Origin of the sequence: Arthrobacter sp. QXT-31, from assembly GCF_001969265.1 — a bacterium.
Classification (GTDB): domain Bacteria; phylum Actinomycetota; class Actinomycetes; order Actinomycetales; family Micrococcaceae; genus Arthrobacter.
This window is the reverse complement of the sequence record NZ_CP019304.1, coordinates 1-18,887: the sequence shown is the minus strand read 5'-3', so window position 1 is coordinate 18,887 and position 18,887 is coordinate 1. Positions and strand designations below refer to the sequence as shown.

General features: G+C 63.6%; 21 protein-coding genes and 2 pseudogenes. 8 read left to right on the top strand and 15 right to left on the bottom strand.

Annotated elements, in window-relative coordinates:
* Positions 1-240 precede the first annotated feature (240 nt).
* The 3 genes and pseudogenes from BWQ92_RS00090 to BWQ92_RS00080 all read right to left on the bottom strand — a co-directional run.
* Positions 241-1,377: a bifunctional 2-methylcitrate synthase/citrate synthase gene (locus BWQ92_RS00090; protein ID WP_076797699.1), complete on the bottom strand. Its 1,137-nt coding sequence runs from the start codon at positions 1,375-1,377 to the stop codon at positions 241-243.
* Positions 1,378-1,404: 27 nt separating this feature from the next.
* Positions 1,405-2,310, bottom strand: coding sequence for a methylisocitrate lyase (prpB, locus tag BWQ92_RS00085; RefSeq protein WP_076797698.1), 906 nt, complete (start codon positions 2,308-2,310; stop codon positions 1,405-1,407).
* Positions 2,311-2,838 (bottom strand): annotated as a pseudogene (locus BWQ92_RS00080) (MmgE/PrpD family protein); the annotation flags it as partial.
* Positions 2,839-2,860: 22 nt separating this feature from the next.
* On the opposite strand from BWQ92_RS00080, the gene BWQ92_RS23310 reads away from it, so the two are divergent.
* Positions 2,861-3,157, top strand: coding sequence for a hypothetical protein (locus BWQ92_RS23310; protein WP_076797697.1), 297 nt, complete (start codon positions 2,861-2,863; stop codon positions 3,155-3,157).
* Positions 3,158-3,233: 76 nt separating this feature from the next.
* Here BWQ92_RS23310 and BWQ92_RS24045 read toward each other — a convergent pair.
* A pseudogene (locus tag BWQ92_RS24045) lies at positions 3,234-3,423 on the bottom strand (recombinase family protein); the annotation flags it as partial.
* A gap of 343 nt (positions 3,424-3,766) precedes the next feature.
* Between BWQ92_RS24045 and BWQ92_RS00070 the strand changes: the two are divergent.
* From BWQ92_RS00070 to BWQ92_RS00050, 5 genes are all read left to right on the top strand, one after another.
* The gene (locus BWQ92_RS00070; protein WP_157365049.1) at positions 3,767-4,348 is read left to right on the top strand and encodes a hypothetical protein; all 582 of its coding nucleotides are present in this window, start codon (positions 3,767-3,769) and stop codon (positions 4,346-4,348) included.
* 190 nt (positions 4,349-4,538) lie between these two features.
* Positions 4,539-6,068, top strand: coding sequence for an IS21 family transposase (istA, locus tag BWQ92_RS00065; RefSeq protein WP_076797695.1), 1,530 nt, complete (start codon positions 4,539-4,541; stop codon positions 6,066-6,068).
* The gene (gene istB / locus BWQ92_RS00060) at positions 6,065-6,853 is read left to right on the top strand and encodes an IS21-like element helper ATPase IstB (protein ID WP_076797694.1); all 789 of its coding nucleotides are present in this window, start codon (positions 6,065-6,067) and stop codon (positions 6,851-6,853) included. Before istA ends, istB begins: the two co-directional genes overlap by 4 nt.
* A gap of 1,039 nt (positions 6,854-7,892) precedes the next feature.
* Positions 7,893-8,105 (top strand): hypothetical protein, encoded by a 213-nt coding sequence (locus BWQ92_RS23765; protein WP_076797693.1) that lies wholly within the window; start codon positions 7,893-7,895, stop codon positions 8,103-8,105.
* A complete protein-coding gene (locus BWQ92_RS00050) occupies positions 8,072-8,329 on the top strand; it encodes a nucleotidyl transferase AbiEii/AbiGii toxin family protein (RefSeq protein WP_076797692.1) in 258 nt (85 codons plus the stop codon). The genes BWQ92_RS23765 and BWQ92_RS00050 overlap by 34 nt, the downstream gene beginning before the upstream one ends.
* A gap of 364 nt (positions 8,330-8,693) precedes the next feature.
* On the opposite strand, the gene BWQ92_RS24530 is transcribed toward BWQ92_RS00050, so the two are convergent.
* The 6 genes from BWQ92_RS24530 to BWQ92_RS23760 form a co-directional block, all read right to left on the bottom strand.
* Positions 8,694-8,897, bottom strand: a complete 204-nt coding sequence (locus BWQ92_RS24530; protein WP_076797691.1) for a hypothetical protein — start codon at positions 8,895-8,897, stop codon at positions 8,694-8,696.
* Positions 8,861-9,205, bottom strand: coding sequence for an EAL domain-containing protein (locus BWQ92_RS24620; protein WP_076797690.1), 345 nt, complete (start codon positions 9,203-9,205; stop codon positions 8,861-8,863). Before BWQ92_RS24620 ends, BWQ92_RS24530 begins: the two co-directional genes overlap by 37 nt.
* Positions 9,206-9,240: 35 nt before the next feature.
* Entirely contained in the window at positions 9,241-9,807 is a 567-nt protein-coding gene (locus tag BWQ92_RS24395) for an EAL domain-containing protein (protein ID WP_157365048.1), read from the bottom strand.
* Positions 9,808-10,337: 530 nt separating this feature from the next.
* A complete protein-coding gene (locus tag BWQ92_RS23300; protein ID WP_157365047.1) occupies positions 10,338-10,634 on the bottom strand; it encodes a hypothetical protein in 297 nt (98 codons plus the stop codon).
* Positions 10,635-10,802: 168 nt separating this feature from the next.
* A complete protein-coding gene (locus tag BWQ92_RS00030; protein WP_083706166.1) occupies positions 10,803-11,924 on the bottom strand; it encodes a fatty acid desaturase family protein in 1,122 nt (373 codons plus the stop codon).
* Between the two features lie 1,423 nt (positions 11,925-13,347).
* Positions 13,348-13,599: a hypothetical protein gene (locus BWQ92_RS23760; RefSeq protein ID WP_172804227.1), complete on the bottom strand. Its 252-nt coding sequence runs from the start codon at positions 13,597-13,599 to the stop codon at positions 13,348-13,350.
* On the opposite strand from BWQ92_RS23760, the gene BWQ92_RS24035 reads away from it, so the two are divergent.
* Positions 13,546-13,656, top strand: coding sequence for a TetR family transcriptional regulator (locus BWQ92_RS24035; protein ID WP_236783046.1), 111 nt, complete (start codon positions 13,546-13,548; stop codon positions 13,654-13,656). The two genes, BWQ92_RS23760 and BWQ92_RS24035, sit on opposite strands and share 54 nt — an antisense overlap.
* A gap of 867 nt (positions 13,657-14,523) precedes the next feature.
* Positions 14,524-14,760, top strand: coding sequence for a hypothetical protein (locus BWQ92_RS23930; protein ID WP_216639959.1), 237 nt, complete (start codon positions 14,524-14,526; stop codon positions 14,758-14,760).
* Here the strand turns inward: BWQ92_RS23930 and BWQ92_RS23925 are convergent.
* The 5 genes from BWQ92_RS23925 to BWQ92_RS00005 all read right to left on the bottom strand — a co-directional run bounded on the left by BWQ92_RS23925 (position 14,754) and on the right by BWQ92_RS00005 (position 17,931).
* The gene (locus BWQ92_RS23925; protein WP_216639958.1) at positions 14,754-14,906 is read right to left on the bottom strand and encodes a type II toxin-antitoxin system Phd/YefM family antitoxin; all 153 of its coding nucleotides are present in this window, start codon (positions 14,904-14,906) and stop codon (positions 14,754-14,756) included. The two genes, BWQ92_RS23930 and BWQ92_RS23925, sit on opposite strands and share 7 nt — an antisense overlap.
* 93 nt (positions 14,907-14,999) lie before the next feature.
* Positions 15,000-15,179, bottom strand: a complete 180-nt coding sequence (locus tag BWQ92_RS23295; protein WP_157365046.1) for a hypothetical protein — start codon at positions 15,177-15,179, stop codon at positions 15,000-15,002.
* Between the two features lie 286 nt (positions 15,180-15,465).
* Positions 15,466-15,585 carry a hypothetical protein gene (locus BWQ92_RS24030; RefSeq protein ID WP_236783045.1) on the bottom strand — a complete coding sequence of 40 codons (120 nt, stop codon included), beginning with the start codon at positions 15,583-15,585 and terminating at the stop codon, positions 15,466-15,468.
* Positions 15,586-15,587: 2 nt separating this feature from the next.
* On the bottom strand, positions 15,588-16,172 hold the full coding sequence (locus tag BWQ92_RS00010) for a GAF domain-containing protein (protein ID WP_236783044.1): 585 nt from the start codon (positions 16,170-16,172) through the stop codon (positions 15,588-15,590).
* 1,045 nt (positions 16,173-17,217) lie between these two features.
* Positions 17,218-17,931, bottom strand: a complete 714-nt coding sequence (locus BWQ92_RS00005) for a GAF and ANTAR domain-containing protein (protein WP_076797688.1) — start codon at positions 17,929-17,931, stop codon at positions 17,218-17,220.
* Positions 17,932-18,887: the final 956 nt, after the last annotated feature.

The window sequence follows — 18,887 nt, the reverse complement described above, 5'->3', positions numbered from 1 at the left end:
GTTGATTGCCATGATGTCTTCGACCGTCCCTGTTCGAACGATCTCGCCATGATGTCGTACTTCCACATACTGTCCTGAGGCGCGCTGCCAGTCCGGCTGCAAGTGAGGATGCAGCTTCCTGTCAGGTCAAAAAGTAATGGATCGGGTTGAAGCGGTGAGGCGCCGTGAACGTTGCGAAATAGCTGATGATCCGGATGATCATCCGGCGCCTCACCGCAGCTAGTGCCGGCTTCGTGCCGGTTAAAGGGACCGCTGATCCGTGCCGTTGTATGCGCTCAAAGGGCGGATCAGTGAATTGGAAGCGGCCTGTTCCATGATGTGGGCGGTCCAGCCGGTGATGCGGCTGGCGACGAAGATGGGGGTGAACATGTAGGTGTCGAAGCCCATGAGGTGGTAACTGGGGCCGGCGGGGTAGTCGAGGTTCGGTTTGATGCCTTTAGCCTCGTCCATCGCTTTTTCGAGCCCGTTGTACAGTCCCAGCAGTTCGGGCCGGCCGTAGTGGGCGATCATTTTGTCCAGGGCGGCCTTCATGGTGGGCACTCGCGAGTCGCCGTGCTTGTAGACGCGGTGCCCGAAGCCCATGACCTTCTTCTTCTTGGCCAGGGCATGTTCCATCCAGGCTTTGGCTCGGGCTGCTGCTTCTTCGAGGGACTCTTCGCTGCGTATCCCAATCTCCTCGAAGGTGTGCATGACGGCTTCATTTGCGCCTCCATGCAGGGGACCCTTGAGTGCGCCGATGGCCGCCGTAACGGCTGAATGAAGATCAGACAGGGTAGAGGTCACCACTCGGGCCGTGAAGGTGGAGGCGTTGAAGGAGTGCTCGGCGTAGAGGATCATCGAGACGTTGAAGGCCTCGACGACCTCCGGCGCAAGCTCCTCGCCGAAGGACATCCAGAGGAAGTTGGCGGAGTAGCCAAGGTCGTCCCGGGCTTCTACGATGTCCTGGCCCCGCCGGCGCCGCTGGTCATAGGCCACGACGGCGGGCATGGCCGCGAACAGGTCGACTGCCTTGGCCATGCTGGCTTCGTGTGAGGAGTCTTCGGCCAGCGGGTGCCGGGCGCCCATGACCGAGGCAGCCGTCCGGCAGACGTCCATTGGGTGGGCCGTGACCGGTAAAGTGTCGATCACCTGTTTCACTGCCGGCTCCAGGGCCCGGCCGGCCCTTTCCCGCGCTGTGAAGGAGGCCATTTCCTCGGTGTTCGGGAGTTCGCCGTTCCAGAGCAGGTAGGCAACCTCCTCGAAGCTGCACCGCTCCGCCAGTTCCTGGACCGGGTACCCCCGGTACAGCAGCGAATTCGTGTCCGGGTTGACCTTGGAGACGGCGGTGTAATCCACCACGACGCCGGCAAGGCCCTTCTTCATCTCTGTATCGGTCATGCTGGACTCCTTCGTGCGGTTCGGGTGTTAGCGGGCGCCAGGTATCTGGAAGTTGAAGACCCCGGTGTCGAAGCGGTTGTAGGCCTCGTAGTCCACGAGGTCATAGAGCCGCGCGCGCGTCAGCATGTTCCCTACCTGTGCATCCTGGCTCCCGGTGGTGATGATTGCGTCGAGCGTCCGTTCAGCGGCGCCCATGGCACTACGGAGCAGGGTCACCGGGTAGATGATCATGTTGACTCCGACGCCGGCCAGCTCGTTCACCGTGAACAGGGTGCTTTTGCCGAATTCGGTCATGTTGGCCAGAATCGGGACGTCCACGGCGTCGCGGATGGCTTTGAACTCCTCCAGCGTGGCCATGGCTTCGGGGAAGATGGCGTCGGCTCCGGCCTCCACCAGGGCTTTGGCCCTGTCCTTCGCCGCTTCCAGTCCTTCCACCGCGCGGATGTCGGTGCGGGCCATGATCAGGAAGTTCGGGTCCCGGCGCGCGTCCGCCGCGGCCCTGATGCGTTTGGTTGCCGTCTCCAGGTCCACGACGTTCTTGCCGTCCAGGTGGCCGCAGCGCTTGGGGTTGAACTGGTCCTCGATGTGGCACCCGGCGAGCCCGGCGTTTTCCAGTTCCTGGACGCTGCGGGCCACGTTCATGGGTTCGCCGAAGCCGGTGTCCGCGTCCACAAGGCAGGGCAGGTCAGTCATCCGGGCGATCTGCCCTGCCCTGGTGGCGACCTCGGTGAGGGTGGTCAGGCCGATGTCCGGCAGGCCGAGGTCATTGGCCAGGACAGCGCCGGAGATGTAGACCCCGGCGAACCCTTTCTCCTCGATCAGGCGGGCGGAAAGCGGGCTGAACGCCCCAGGGAACTGCTGGATGGTTCCCGATGCCAGGAGTTCACGGAGCCGGAGTCGTTTCTGTTCCGGGGTGGTTTTTGAGTAGAGCATCTAGAACAGTCCCTTGGGTGCGGCGGCGAAGTCGATGACGCCGGGGGCGGCGGCGATGTTGAGCTGGTCCAGTTCGCCGGGGCCCAGTTGGGGAAGGCGTTCGACGGCGGCCAGGAACCTTTCGATTTCGTCCTCCGCCACGAGGCCCTTGGCCAGCGTCCGGAACTTGTTCACGTACTGCTCGCGGGTGAACGGCCGGGCACCCAATGGGTGCGCGTCCGCCACCGCGATCTCGTCCCGGATGACGGTCCCGTCGGTGAGGGTGATTTCCACGGAACCGCCGAAGGCCTTCTCCGAGATGTCCAGGGAGTGGTAGCGGCGGGTCCACTCCGGATCCTCCACGGTGGACACCTTCTGCCATAGCTCCACCGTGTCAGGGCGGGCGGCGCGTTCGGGGGAGTAGGAGTCCACGTGGTGCCAGGCCCCGTCCTGCAGCGCGACGGTGAAGATGTACGGAATGGAGTGGTCCAGGGTTTCCCGGCTGGCCGTCGGATCGTACTTCTGCGGATCGTTGGCCGACTGGCTCAGAGACGGTGGACACCGATCCAACATGCTGATCAAAGTCCTGATGGAAATGGGTCCGGACCATCTTTTGGGTAGGGCCTGCGTGGAACACCTGGCAAGGATCCGCGGGCACGCACAGATCTTAGCCGAGCATGCCGCGCTGGAGCGCTGCGGTGATTTCGCCCGGGCATGGCACCTGTTGCTGAAAGGAGCGATCATCTCCGCCATGGAAAGCGACCCCGGGGCCTCCGAACTCGCCCAGCAGATGGCCATGGCACTCATCGAACGTCACCGGCCAAAAGTCCGCTCTGATAAATTGCAAAGAGACCGCCCGAGATATTGAAACAGCCTAGGGGCCATGATCCGGCAGACCGATTGGGGCTTTCGTCCAGCCTACCGGCGCTTCTGCGCGGCCGGGCCTGGCTGATGCCGTAGTCGGGCGCGAGGCCGGATTTGGGGATCCCGTTGGCCGCCCGCTTCACGCCAGCCCGGCCGCGTGTTCCGGGGTCAGAGCTTTCTTCCGGCCTTTGTAGGCGCCTCGTTGCTTGGCCATGGCGATGAATCGCCCTGGCGTTCCCGGATCAGGGCGCGTTCGACTTCGGCGAAGGCCGGTTAGCCATGTGGCAGTCCTAGTCGGTGAAGAGCAGGCTCTCTGGAGACTCCACCCTCACGCCCCGTCAACCTGCTGGTCGTAATGATTGTTGCGAAAAAGGCATGTGGATGAGGCGCTCTCGTGCCTGGCCCCCGTAGCACACCCGACCCTTCGGGTCGGCCTATTTACCCGTCTCCCGAAAGTGGAACTTCCAAGGCATTTTCCTTGGGAGTCCAAAGATTTTCCTAAGGTGCATCGGGGATCGTGGAATAACTCCTCGCTGGAGAACCTGCCAGCTTTGACCATCGGGATGCGATAGTCGGGTCGGGCATGATCGTGCCTTGCATCAAAGGGGCAACAATGGAAGATGCTGTACCAACGTCATCGAAACCCATGCCTACTCGGCGTTCGTTGCCCGGGGAAGTTGCCAAGGTTCCCCAAGTCAGCGATATTGTGGACTGGCAGCTTCGTCTGGTCTTGGAAATCATGAAGTCCGAACAACCCGAGTGGGATAGCATCAGCGACTTCTTATTAGAGGCTCGAGAAGGGCGCTCCGGGTACGCAGTACACGAATTAGCGCAACATGATCTCCTCCTCGCCTTCGACACTCGACGAACACCACCACCAGATTTGTCGATCAAATTACAAGAGACACAGGCTATGAAGAGCCCTGTCATCTACACTGTGCCTCAGATGACTCAGGACCCGATCACTGGCTTTACGGGAGCAGCGAGCTATCGGGTGTCTGCAGGAGTTCGTGCTGCCCTCTTAGACCAAGAACTGATCGCAATCCGCCTTGTCGACCTATCAATTCTCGCAGGAGATTTTGCGGCTGATGGCACCCCGATCAGCATGGAGCCGATGGAGTGCGATGATGGGTATGAACTGGCTGTTGTGGTTGCCGGATTGGAGCAGTTCCGTTTCACGCCAAGGATGTGTTAGCGGCCATGAAAAACTGCCCGTAGGCGGCCACGAAAGTGCCCACTGACGGCCAGTAGAACTGCCCACTGGTGGCCATGAGATCTGCCCACTTCCTTACTTGTTCTGCCGCGTCTTAAGCGGCGGGGGCCTCTCCCCGGGATTTGATGACGGTGTCTAGTCGCATCGAATGTCGCCCAGGAAGAGGCCCTGTATGAAGTCTGACGGAGAAATCATGGAAATTCTTGCTGCCTACGATCTGACGGGGTCGTTGCGTGCAACCGCAGAGCTGACGGGCTGTTCCCATCACACTGTTGCCAGGCATGTTGCGGCGCGGGATGCTGGCCGGCCGATCGCTGAGCCGGCGCCGCGTGACCGTGTCACGGACGCGTTCCTGCCCAAGATCGAGGAATGGGTGGAGGCGTCCAAGGGCCGGATCCGTGCTGATAAAGCCCACGAGAAGCTCCTCGCCTTGGGTTATGAGGGCTCGGAGCGGTCCACCCGCCGGGCGATCGCTCAGGTCAAAGCGGCTTGGCGGCTGGGCCATGTGCGCGTGCACCGCCCTTGGATCGCGGAGCCGGGGATGTGGCTGCAGTACGACTTCGGTGACGGGCCGCGTATCGGCGGGGTGAAGACAGTCCTGTTCGTTGCCTGGCTGGCGTTCTCGAGGTTCCGGATCGTGATCCCCTTGCGCGACCGGACCGCGCCGAGCGTGTTCGCCGCGCTGGACCGGTCCTTCCGGATCCTGGGCGGGGCACCGACCTATGTCCTGACCGATAACGAGAAGACGGTGACTACCGCGCACGTGGCCGGGGTGCCGGTGCGGAACCAGCAGACCTTGGATTTCGCCCGGCATTACGGTGTCACCGTGCTCACCTGCCAGCCGGCTGACCCTGCCACGAAGGGCGGGGTCGAGGCGTCGGTGAAGCTGGCCAAGGCTGACCTGGTGCCGACGGATACGAATCTGCGGGCCGAGTACTCCACATTCGCTGAGTTGGAGAAGGCGTGTGAGGCGTTTATGGACGAGGTGAATAACCGGGAGCACCGTGCCACGCGGCGTAAACCGGCTGCCGTGCTCATTGAGGAGGCGCCTCGGTTGCACCGGGTTCCGGAGGCCGCGCACACGGTCGCGTTCGGGCTCGCCCGCACGGTCCCGGAGAACACCCCGATGGTGACGTTCGAGAACGCGCAGTATTCCGTCCCGGCGCACCTGCTCGGGGCCAGGGTATTCGTCCGCGCCCACGGCACCGGCCCGGGCGAGCAGGTCATCATCGTCCACCACGGCCCCGGCGGTCCGGTCGAAGTCGCCCGGCACGAACGGGCAAGGCCCGGCAGCCCTGCCATCAACGATGAGCACTTCCCCGGGACCAGGACCCGGATCCCGGGCGATTACACACCCAAAGCCCGCACCGCCGACGAAGCCGAATTCCTCAGCATCGGCAATGGCGCCGCGACCTGGCTGGTCGAAGCCGCCGCCGCCGGGACCGGGCGGATGAACGTGAAAATGGCCGAGGCCGTGACCCTGGCCAAAATCGCCGGGACCGAACAGGTGGACCGGGCCCTGGGTGACGCGGCACTCTATGGCCGCTTCGCTCACGGCGACTTGGCCTCGATCCTGAACGCGAACGTCAGACGCACCACCACCCACGCCGCGGACGAGACCCGCTCCCTGACCCAAGGCACGAGCGCGTGGGCAGGCCTGGGCGCCGCGCCCTCCACTACCACAAGGGAGCAGAACCGATGAGCCCGGTCAGCACCACGAACACCACCGCCCCGCCCCTGCCGGCCGAGCTCGAAGCGCTGATGCGGCAGCTGAAAATGCCCCACGCCCGCGCCCTGGCACCGGAGCTGATCGCGACCGCCCGCGCCCAGCGCTGGGAACCGGCCGAGATCATCAAGGCACTCTTCGCCGAGGAAGCCGCCGGGCGGGCCCGGTCCATGCTCGCCACACGGCGCAAGGCAGCAGGCTTCCCGACCGGGAAAACCTTCGACGCCTGGGACCCCGCCGTCTCCTCCATCCCGGGCCCAACCCAGCAGGCCCTGCGCACCCTGGAATGGATCACGCGCAGGGAAAACCTCGTCGTCTGCGGACCCTCCGGCACCGGGAAAACGTTCTTCCTCGAAGCCCTCGGCCAGCAAGCCGTCGAAGCCGGCATGCGCGTGGCCTGGTTCCGGCTCGAGGACCTCGGCGCCCTGATCCGCGCCCACCGCACCGACGACAGCGTCACCCGCGCCGTGACCAGAATCCTGCGGGCCGAGCTCGTGGTAATCGATGACATTGGACTGTTACCGGTGGCCACCGACGCGGCCGAAGGACTCTACCGGGTCGTGGACGCCGCCTACGAAAAACGCTCAGTTGCGATCAGCTCGAACCTTCACCCGGCCGGCTTCGACGAACTCATGCCCAAAACCCTGGCCACAGCAACCGTCGACCGGCTCCTACACCACGCCCACGTCTGCCAGACCAGCGGCGACTCCATCCGCCTCACCCAGGCCCTCGCCGGAAAAGGAGTCACCCAACTGAACTAACAAGACCCGACGATGGCCAATCCCGCCGAACCAATCAGTGGGCAGATCTATTGGCCATCACCGGGCAGTTTTACTGGCCACCAGCGGGCAGTTCTACTGGCCGCCCACGGGCAGAAACTAATGGCCATTGACATTTAATGTGTGGACATTGACCCTGTTGGGTCCCTCTGACGTTTATCGCGGCCTGTGCCTGGGGCCCGCGGCGCCCTATTTAGTTGTGCGGGTGGCGGGTTCAGGGCCGTGCTGGGTGGCCCTCCGCTTGCTGGTATCTGGCGCTATTTGGTCCTCCTTGAGGGGTTGGTGTGATGGCTGTGTCTGGTTATTCACCTATTCATGGGCAGTGGATGTCGCGATGACATGACCTCGGGAAGTTTTTCCAGATTTTTTCTCGATCGGCGGTCCCGCTGCTGCCGATACGGGTGGCCAGCGTGCGGGTTTGTCCGGCCATGGTGGGCGTGCACAATGTTGCACACTTAGGTCTGACTTTTCTCCGCGCACGGGCGGCATCCTTTCTTCCTTTTGGCTAATACCTGTTCATACGGCGACGGGCGCTGCGCGGCATGACCTGCCGGTTATTTCTTTTGCCGGCTGCGGGTTGCGGTTTTGTTGCCGACGCGAAGGGTTTCGGGCAGTGACGCCTCAAGTCCGGATCCTGCCGGCAGATAGGATGGTCAATGCTTTCCGAGGTGTCATGACACCCTGTAATTTTGGAAGCGGAAGGACAGGGACTTGGTCAGGAGGGCGCGATGTCGGCCGGCACAACGAGGCATACGATCCGTATTGACGATGACTTGTGGGACCAGGCCCATGCCAAGGCTGTCAGGGAAGGCACAACCGTTTCTGAACGGGTTCGGACGGGCCTGCGGGACTACGTTTACGGGCCAGAGGCCCGGCACACCATAGCTGATTCCCTCGTCTACCTGATCCCGGGTGCGCTTGAGCATCTGAAGGCCCGGCGTCGGGTACGGTGCAGCTGCCGGTCCATTTGGACTGGGGACCGGGCAGGGGCTACGACGTGGGTGACGATGGAAGCTGCGCCGTGCTGTACCAGCTGGCGCTGCAGAACTCGGGGTCGGTCGATGAGATCGGCCGCATCGTAAACGCCGGCCGCTTGCTTGCCCTGTGGCCCTCGATGCGGCTGCCCGACCGGTGCCGTCAAGTCTGGGAGACGGCCTTTCCTCAGCTACCCAAGCACCGTGAAAGCCGGGAGCATCCTTCGTGGACGACGCTCAGCGCGCAGCAACCGGAATAGCGCTGTCCGTTCTCGCCGACGACGGTTTCATCCTCGCCGGCGGACAGGCACTGGCCGAACACGGCGTGATCGCCCGGATGTCAGAGGACGTCGATCTGTTCGCGCTGTACCGAAGGCACACCCCTGAAACGTTCGCGGCGTCCGTGGACAAGATGAGAGCAGCCCTTGAATCGGTAGGATACACGGTCGAGGTCACCGCCAGTACCAGGCGTTCGCCAGCCTGACAGTGGAACAGGGCGACACGACGGTCGTCATGGACCTCCAACGGCGGCAGGCGCCGCCACAGGTAGCCTGCCGCCCGAGGCCCACGGCCATTCACAGGACGAGAGAACATAGATAAACAGCAGCCGGGCCAGCGTTTCCAGCGGCGGATGGCTCCTGCTGAGCAGCGAAAAGCCGTCGAACATCAGGTCGGACCAATACCACCACTCCTGCCAGGCCCACAGAAGACGGGAAGTAGCCGCTCCGAATAACTCTGCGCAGGGCGCGCATCCGCGCTGCCACAATCTCGCCCACGAGGACCTCAACATAACGTTCGCGTGGCACATCGCAATATGGCGGGAGCCGAGCAGGGGAGGCTCCGGTCACTCAGATGTCGGTGGAGGGGTTCCGGGTTTCCATACGTGGTTCCGGGGCCCTGTGCCGTGCCCGGCTGGTGCCTTCTGGGGCGAGGGCTGACCAGGTGGCCCAGTCGTTGGGCTCGAGCGTGGGTTTGCCGAGGAAGTGTCCCTGACCGGCGGAGATTCCCAGTCGGGTCAGGACGGCCAGTTCGTTGCCCGTTTCGATTCCCACCGCCGCCAGGACGGCACTGGTCTGTCGTCCGAACTCGACGAGGTCGGCCAGGAGATACTGGCGGCCGGGATCGGTGTCGATGCCGGCGACAAGGTCCGGGCGGACCTTGAGACATCGGGTTTAAGCACCCGGATGTTGCGCATCGAGGCCGCGTCCGGTCCGGCTTCATCGACCGCCAGCCCCATGCCGCTACGGCGCAGTGGCCTCAGGGCGTCCAGAAGAGGGCGCAACTGTCCGGGTTGGATCCGCTCCGTAAGTTCCAGCATGATCCGGGCTGGTTCCACAGCAGCGTTTTCCAGGATCAGCAACAGCCGCGGATCAAGGCAGACCGTCGGGGAGATGTTCAGGGCCAGGACCAGTGGGCCGGCAGGTCCTGTGCTGCCGCCAGCGCAGTTCGCAGTGCCGAGAATTCAAGGTCTGCCGCCAGGCCGACGGCTGCAGCATTCCGGAACCAGGACCCCGCGTCGTCCCCGTTTTCCCACACGAAGCGCGTCAGGGCCTCTGCGCCGATGACTTCCTTCCGGGCCAGGTCGTGGATGGGCTGGAAGGCGGTGACCAGCCTGTCGCCCCGGAGGACGGCCTCGATCGCCGCCCGTTCCTGGCCAGGCCTGCCCATGTCCCGTTCGCCCTGGTGCCGATGGACGTCCTCCCGAGGGGGTCTTGGCTTCCCGGCCAGGTGCCTGGCCAGGGCACGGGAAAAGACAAGGTGCTCACGGAGGGCGGTCTCCGGGTTTCCGGGGTGCGCGGCGACGTGTTCGCGTAAGCGTTCACGGGCCTCCTCCCCGGCGGGATCAGTGCCGCTCAGGACCGCCTGAATGATCTCGTACGCCTGTTCCCGCACCAACGGGGCGCCGCCGCCAGGCAAGTCCTGCAGCGGAAACGGGTCCTCGTCGGGGAACCGGCTCTCCACCAATGATCAAATCCTTTCGTGCAGGCTCACGCCCACTGCCATGCATTTCCTTTGTTGGAAGTGGGCCAATCCCCCGTAGGGACCCGGATGCATCATAAACACCGCAGGACACCAGGTAGTATTTTGGGAGAATGGGTCGCATCCACGGTAGGAGTGCGCTGCATTCCTGGTCTGCCTTACGGTGAATTAATTCGGCAGCAGAGTGGCTCCGGAAACGACCATGCTCAAGCTAAACCTGCACGAGCCGCACCGTTGATCAGGGTTCTTACCATTGGTTCCGAACCCTGCTTCGATTCTCCCGTTACTTCTTTAATGCCCGAGCTTTGATGTGTAAGATTGCGCTGGTCCACCTCGCGGCCGCGATAGCTGGCCTCACCCAGGTTGTGAATGACCTCCGTGGCGTAGGAAGAGAGCCGACTCGGGCGCAGCGGCTTGGAAGACGGTCCCGCCGCCGGGCATGAGCATGTAGCCGAGGAACTCCGCGTCGAAAGTCACGATGCCGGCCGCAACAGCTTCAAGCTTGGCCTTGATCAGCAGAGACAACTGACGCCAGGAATGGCGCGCGGCTTCCAGGTCAGCCGGGTGCTCTTGACCGTTGATGTTTCGCCGCGCTGGCTGGTGCCGGGCACCCTAGGCGGATCGGTCGGCTCAGGGTGCGGCACGATCAGACGAAACTGATGGTCTCCGAAACCGAAGGTGACCGCTCCGTTGCCGTGCTCGGAAGTGATACGGCAATCATGGGCCCCGGCCCCGTCGAGCATTTGCTTGATGTCCATTTGGAGCGAGGAGCAGCTGAGGGAAGCGCCCCGAACGTAGTTGCTATTCATGATTCAGCGTACGCCTTTCGGGTCTGCAAAGGGCCGTCCGGCAGGAGCGGCGCTGGTGTCTGGAAGGATCTGAACGCGGGCCGCCAGCCGGGGACCAGAACGTGCTGTTCAAGCACCGCGCTGTGATGCGGACTGCTCGATGCTTGTGTTCTGTCCCCCTGCAGGCCACTACCTGCGCCTGTACTGGGCGGTCATGGGGCACTCGAAGGGGTCGCGCGCGGCGAGGCCCACCCTGTTCAGGTAGGTGATTACGGTGCCGTAGGAGCTCCAGATGCTGGTTTCGGTGTAGGGAACCGAAAGCCGGGTGCACTGCTCACGCACAAGCCGGCGGGCTTTGGCCAGATGCGGGCGCGGCATGCTCGGAAAGAGGTGGTGCTCCACCTGGTAGTTCAGACCGCCCATGAGCCACGTGGCCCACCAGCCCCCGGAGATATTCCGCGACGTGCGCACCTGCTTAGAGAAGAAGTCCAGCTTCGCATCGCGGTCGATCACAGGCATGCCCTTGTGGTTGGGGGCGAACGTCGCACCCATGTACAGGCCGAAAACTCCCAGCTGGACTCCAAGGAATGCTAACGCCATGCCTGGCGGGAGCAGCAGGAAGAGCGGCAGGAGGACAGCGGAGTAGCGCAGCGCCAGCAGGCCAAGCTCGACCCTGCGGCCCTTGACCGGTCCTGGGGAGAGCAGGTGGCGAAGGCTGAGATAGTGCAGATTCAGGCCCTCCAGTGTCAGCAGCGGGAAGAACAGCCAGCCCTGACGGCGGGTGATCAGGGCACGAATGCCCCTGGCTTTGGCCGCGTCCACGTGGAGGAATGAGATCGTGTCAACCTCGATGTCGGGGTCGCGGCCTACCTTGTTGGGGTTCGCGTGGTGGCGGGAGTGCTTCGAGTCCCACCACGAATAGCTCAACCCCGCCACAGCGCCCAGGAAGCGGGCGAGCACATCGTTGGCTGGTCCCCCTGCCAGGATTTGGCGGTGCCCTGCCTCGTGCGCGAGAAAGGCGACTTGCGTGAACAGAATTCCGAGCGCGGCGGCGATCAACAGCTGGAACCAGCTCGGCCCGAGCAGAACCGACAAGGCGGCACAGCCGGCGATCCCGATGGCAAGAACGCCGCCGACAAGGGCGTAGAACCACGGAGTCCGGCGCAGCAGGCCCGTCTCGCGGACCTGTTGGGAGAGCTGGAGGTACGCCTTGGTCAGGACAGGGAACGCCTGCGCGTCTGAGTAGGCGAGAGGCCCGCGAATGGGCAGGAGGGAGAGACTGGGGACGGTGGTGGTGATCGGAACACCCATTTCAGGCTACGTGCGCACAAGCGCAATCGGGAAGCAATACTGTGTTGGAACCGGCGCAGGGCAGGGACCTGCCGCCCGACTTTTCGGGGCAGACCGGACGGATCTTCGCCGCTTAGCCCCGACAAGGACGGGGAGTGGGACGTGCAAGACCCGGTGCAGGGTGTCCCCGCGGGGTGTGCGGGCGCACACGCGGGTTAGGGGTTGATGCCGCGTCTGCTTAAGGAACCTTGCGTTTGCGGTGAACAGCGGGCACGGATCTCTTAGTCGGGCGCTTCCAGATAAGAAAAGAGAAGCCGGGTCGGGCCTCCGGAACGGGACCACCATCTGAGTGGACGCGTTTGAGCAAGTTTACACGTTCAATCGAACCCGCAGGATAAGATCACTTGCTTTGTAACTGCCAGGAGCGTGACGCCGCACTGCTGGACATCACGCCCACTGCTAAGTTTACTTATCATCGTCAAGGGGAGGTTGGAAGTGGTCAGGCGCCCCCGCCACAGGGGATGCTCCACAGCACGGATACGTTAAGCCCAATCGTCATCCCCATCGTTCTCGGGATTGGCCTCGCGGCTCCCGTCACGGCTGGTCTTTACGGGCTGCATGAAAGAGGCGCAGTGGAGTAATCAAGGCCAGGGATTGGCCGGCCGCCGCCACCCCATCCTCCGCCTCGCGCCTCGTGCGCGTCGATCTCGTCCTGGGTCCAATGAGCCTTGGAAGACGCTGCCATGGCCTTTACCTCTTTTTACAGTCGGCTCGTCGGCACGACAACCAGGTCAAACCCGCCCGGCCTGTCTGGCCAGGTTCAATGGGCCACCATCGGCCCGCAACAACCCTACTTTTCCCCTAGATCGTCCGCGACGCGCCGGAGGTCCTGAACCCAGCCGGTGGAACGGCTCGGGGAACCCACACCAGCCTCAAAATTCATCAGCGCTTCGGCTACGTTCAAGCGCTTCTGAGATGTTGGCTTTGACCCCAGCATAACCTTCATCGGAACGGGGGTCAGACGAAGCGGCCAACAGTAGTTCCGCGCCCGATTTGATGACTAATGAGGCCTCGTACTCGTCCACACTCACACCCCGTGTCTTCAAATTGAACGGTGGGGAACCGCCCACAACACAACCTTACACACCCCGGGCGGCCATGCAGGAGCATACCGGTGCCCACAACTGCAGCAGCACCCTCCAAAGCACAGGATCCCCCAGCCAAAGAGAACGACGGCCACCGGTTCGCCGGCGCCGGACGAACAACTGGCCGTGCACCCCCGGCTGCCGTGTCACCGCCACCCCTTCATCGGGCCGAACATCGGCATCGGGATCCCCTGATGCTGGAGATGCTGTCTATCGTTCCAAAGGCGGCACCATCGGACAACCCAAGGCGGAGGAACCTCGAAGGTCGTGCAGGAGGCGCCCGCGGCTCACGTTGGCTTTCACTTGTCACGGTAGAGTGAGGCCAAGGGGGGATAGAGGGCAACAGTGGTTCCGCAGGCAGAGGCATCCGACCCGTCGGCTCCTGGTGAGCTGGCCGACGGGGGACGACGCGCGAAGTTGTCCCGAACGAACGCAGGACGCAGCTGCTGGTCGCGGCGCAGGAAGTGTTCGTAGCCTGTGGCTACCATGACGCTGTCATGGATGACACTGCGCGGGCTGCCCGGGTCAACAAGCCGGTGCTGTACCAGCATTTTTCGTCCCAGCGCGAGCTGTACCTTGCTTTGCTGAATTTTCACTCACTGCGCTGACGGATCATCTGACCGGGGCACTCGACTCCACCACAGACAACAAGGAACGGGTCCGGGCCGTCATCCGCGCCTATTACCGCTTCATCGCCAGCGATGACCGCGCACATCGTCTTGTCTTCGAATCAGGGCTCATTAACGATCCTGAGGCCGTGCCCGCCTCGAAACGTTTAGTAGAGGTATCGCTGACGAGATTGCCAGAGTCATTGCCGAAGACACCAGGCTCCTGCCTGTGGAGGCTGCCATGCTGGGCCGCGCCCTAGCCGGCCTGGCGTATGTCAGCGCATGCTACTGGCTGGAAGCCAGCGGGAACCACGACTTGGAGGTGGCCAGCGACCTGGTCTACCGACTGGCCTGGCGCGGAATCTCACGCTTTCCCGCCGATAGGGAGAGCTAAGACTTCCCCCGGGGGCACGAACCCGCTGGGACTACCGACTGCCACGAAAGGTGACCTGCCGGGTATGAGCCATTTCACGTAGTGGCGCGCAGGTCGTAGAGTCAGTGGGCAACCGCGGTGGTGTCCCAGCCGCAGGTCAGGGGTGTGCCGGTGATGGTACCGCGGGTGGTCCAGGCGGACGTGCCGAAGGGGGCTGTCCGGATCCTGATGCTAGTTACGTCCGGCCACCAGAGCCGCCACGTAGTAGGCATGGCGGAGCCGGGTCATGACCTCGGTAGCCGGTTTCCGGTCCCCGTGTCAGTTGGCTAGCGGGGCGTGTAGACGTTGGACTGGTGTTCGATACGGTGGACGTTCAGAACGTGCCCTTCGACGCCGAGGGTGAACAACACCTTTAGTTGCCCCGGCGCGACGTGCGCAGGCCGAGGGGCTCGTTCGTCAACGGTTTACTCGGCCAATGAGGGTCGGCAGCGAGGATGCCAGTAACGAATTCCACGATCGCCGCCGCTGCCTTCTCCGGCAACCGCCGAAAGCCCTTCAACGCCGGTCTGGTTACTTTGACCTTCCATGGCGCATGGTCGGGGTCGAGTGCATCTGTCGCCCCGCGGCAGTCCGAACTCGCGGCGGAGATCACCGCCGCTGGTCGTATTGCCGTCCGCCATGTCGCGCGGGCCTTCCAGGTCTTCGCGAACGGGAGGCCGGGAAGTCAATGAATTGTTTCCTGCAGCGACTCCAGGTCCGCCGCGGACAGCAGGACTGCCGGCGGGTGTCCATGGCGGGTGATCTGGGTGATCTCGTGCGTCTTGTCGGCTTCCTCCACCAAAGCGGAAAGTTTGTCCTTGGCTTCGCTTAGCGGCACCGTTCTCGTTCCACGTTTATAGCCCGAAAACAGGCTAGGTTGTAGTTAGAGTCTTAGCCAAAATTGGGATTTGGCCCACCTAGGGAGTGGTCCCTAAGCCATCCCCGTGCAGGGGGCTTTCAGTCTTCCAGTACGGTGCGCCGCTGCCGCGTCGTGGAGGTCCGGCAGGTGTTTCTCCTGCTCTTCGATCCTGCGGCGGTGGACGTCGTGGGCAGCTGGTTTGGTGATCCCGAGTGCGTCGCCGATCTGGGCCCAGGTTTGCGCCGGCCTCACGTGCCGATTTGATGACGTACCAGCGCCTGCCCGTGAGTAGCTCGACGGCTTGCGGCCGCCGCGCCGGTTGCTGCCGGTGGCGGCTACTTCGCGTCAGGTTTCGCCCGTTGTTGAAGTCTTCCCATACTGTGAGCGGCTCGTGGACGTCGCCGCAGCTGAGGTGCCTGGTCCACCGATCCAGCATCACGCTCATCCGGTCCGGGATGTGGGGTTCCTGGCGTTGGCGAACGCCGGGAAACTTTGCCGCGCCTATGTCGCACGCTATTCCTCGAAGTATGTGGCGGCGTCAGTTTTTGAGACGCGCTGAACAATTTCTTCTGCATACCCTGAGTTTTTGGTTGCGGCCGCTGGATGCCTTCTTGAGAATCTCGATGGCTTCATCCTGCGGGCAGTTGTTTTGCGCCATGATCATCCCGCAGGCGAGGTCGATGACGGTTCTGCTTTCCAGTGCGGCCTTGAGGTTGTCCGCCAGTTGTTCGGCCGCGCTGATCTGATGGCGAGCCGCAGGGTGCGGGCGGCCATGTCGGCATACACGTGCGCGTCCCCGAGAGTGTCCGGGGCGAATTCATTGGCCGGGGCGGCGAAGAAGTCCAGCACACCGTCGGAGTCTGGTCCAAGGTTCAAGGGGATCCCCACGGCACTGCGGTATCCCTCAGTGGAAAGGACTTTGCAGTAGTTTGGCCAGCGCTTTTCATTGTGGGCGTCCGAGAGAATGACCGGGTGGCCGACCTCCAGTGCCTCGACGCATGGTCCTTCGCCCATCCGCTGTTCGATCTGGTCGAGCATGACCGCTTTTTCACTGCTGCCCGCGATCGTGGTGCTGTGTTTGCGCCTGCGCAGTGTCACCGCGCACTCGATCTGCGTACCCCTGACGCGGGACATTTTTTCTGCAGCGAACCCGGCGACGCCGTCAAGGAATCCCTTGAGGTCCTCGGCCCCGGTGATCAAATCATGTAGCCGCTCGAACGCGTCCTCCAGATCGTCCTCCGTCATGGATTCAAATGTAAAAGGAGCCGGCCCGCTGCACAATGCAGCCACAAACCACTCCGTCCGTGGCCTCACCGCCTGGTGTCCCGCCCAGTGCCGGCTGCGAAGCAGCGGCCGCCCACCCGTTGGGTAGAGCTTGCGGTGGCAAGGGCTGCCCAGGAAGAAGCCCTGGCAGATAGCGCCTTGTGGGGTGGAGCGTTCGGTGACGGATGGCGGCGACAGGGTGGGGCCATCCGCTCATCATGTCTGTTCGCCCTTCTATGCCTCGCCCATCTCCTCGATGGCGTGGTCGAGGAGGTCCCGCTGACGGGGCGCAGCATGTACGAGTCGTGCAGGTAGGCATCGATCTCCAGTGGTCCGGCGTCTCCGCCGATGCTGAAGTAATGGATCCACAGTGCGTCAAGGCCAAGATCGGATTGACGGAAGACCTGGGAGGTCAGGTGCCGTTGTGCCTCCGCTGCAGCATCTCTGCTCATGGCACGCGCTCGAGGTCCCTTCCGGGCTCGGGATCCGGGTAGGCCACGATCTCCGCAAGGATCTTTTCCTGTGCCAGTGACGGGGTGGTCATGGCTGACTTCGGGAAGGCGGCGGCGTGGCACCGGGCTAACAGCAGCGAGGGCAGGTTCGGGCACGATATCCTGCTGCTGCCTGATGGGTGATGGGTTATGCGTGGTCGGTGGCGGCTGCGTGGTTGCGGCCATTACCTGCCTCAATCCTTGATGCCAGGGTTGAGTACCCGGACCTTGCTCCGGAGTGGTCTCCACGGCCGGAGACGCCGTGCCTTGGTGCGCGCTCATGGCACAACGCTCACTGGGACACCGCGGTCCGCTTATTTCCGAGCCTACTCGCTTCAAGCCGCGCAGGATACGCCCGGCGCCGCCCCCGCGCGACGGCAACACCTGAACGAGCAGGACGCAGGATTATGGCCGGTGGCTGCATCCGTTGGCGGTGGCCGGCGCCCCCATGCAGTTATAAGTGACAGCGGCCCGGGACGCCGTGCCACCCTCTTTCCCTGGACAGGGCCGCCCGGACGAACAGCTCGCCGGGAAGTCTAAAGCGTGGTTTCGCCGCTGACGATTTCCTGGGCTAGTTGGTGCAACGGTTGGTTTCGTTCCCGCGAAATCGTGATGAGCATGGCCAAGGCCTGCTCCCGGCTGCAGCGACGTCGCACCATCAGGATGCCCATGGCCGTTCCCAGTGCGTCGTGGCCTTTCAGTGCCACCAATCCGGTGCGGAAATGCTGGGCCGCGTCGCGTGCCTGGGCGTTGGCAAGCATCAGGGCACCCGGGCGCGCGAGCAGGCCGGCCAACCGGAGGGTTCGGGAATCGAAGCCGCCGGGATTGCGGGAGTAGATTTTCAGGGCCCCGATGGCGCCGTGAGGAGTCGAGAGGGGGCAGCTGAGAGCTGAGCGCAGTGGCAGATGGGCGATGCCTCTGATCCACGCAGGCCAGCGCTTTTCCGATTGCGTGTCGTCGATCAATATCGTCGTCTGCTGAGCCCAGGCCGTCAGGCAGGGTCCTTGCCGCAGGTCGTACTGCAACTGGTCCGCCTCCAGCACGACCGGATCGGTAGCCGAGGTACTTGTTCGCTGGCCGCGCGCATCCATGAGACTAACGCCCGCCCCTGCACTTCCGGGGATCGCTTCGATGAGGACCTGGGTTAAAGCCCGGACGGCTTCTCCGACGTCGTCGTGGGTCAGCAGCAAATCCGACATCCTGGCGGCGAAGGAGGCAAGCTCATCGACCGGCGGCAGCTTGGCGTCCATCACAGGAGCCGGTTCCGTGCACCCTGCGCCCGCAATAAGACTTGCCGGCCGAACCCGGCCCCGGCAGGCGGTGGCTCACGGGCTGGGCCAAGATCAGTCGAAAGGTCGGCATGGTGGCGATCCTTTCCCCGGGCCGCGACAACCACGACGACGTCGCGCCGCGCCCGACGCTGACAACTTCAGCGGATAGATGCAGGCTATTGAGTCATTATCCAATGCGCTGGCTTCTCACAAAAGGCGCTGTAGAAGCGGCGGCAGCGACCTCCGGGAGAGAAGCGCGAAAAGAGAGCCAAGCCCTGCAGCGTCGGCGCACCGGTCCCTTAACGGCCCCCGGATCTGCCCCACTGCTACTGATCGTGGACCAGCGTGCGGAGGCACCAGAGGCCGGGCAATGTGGGGCCGGGCAGGTATGGGCCGGTGCAATGCACTGTTCGTGCGGACACTGTTTTGACGCCTCCGTGACGTTCCGGGACGTAAAGGGCGGACAGCGCCAAAACACGCTGATCCACCATGGTGCGGGCGCATATCGGGACCCGTCCGGCCGATTGTCGTGCCCGTCATGCCGGGGTAGCCTCGCGGCGCCCGTCACTGCCGGGCTTCGCCGGTTGCTTGAACGACGGAAGAGCGGGCGACTCCATGCCGCGGATAGCCCGGCCGCCACCGGAGGAGATACGGTGCGCGTGCTGCACGGTCTGCCGCTTGCCGGGACACGACGGGGTTCCGGGCCAGGCTGTTCTTGGTGGTTTCCGCCGCTTCTGTCCGTGTTGTCGACCGCGTTTGATGAGCGCTGTTCTTCGGCCTGTCTCCCCGTTCACAGGACGCTCACCGCCCGGACAGGCGTCCGGGCGGTGAGCGGCCGGACGCCGTAGTCAGGTGAAGAAACCGGACAGCTCTGAGGGATGCGGGTTCGCTGATTCCCTGCCTCAATCACCCGGAGCCGGAGCCGGGGCCGGCTT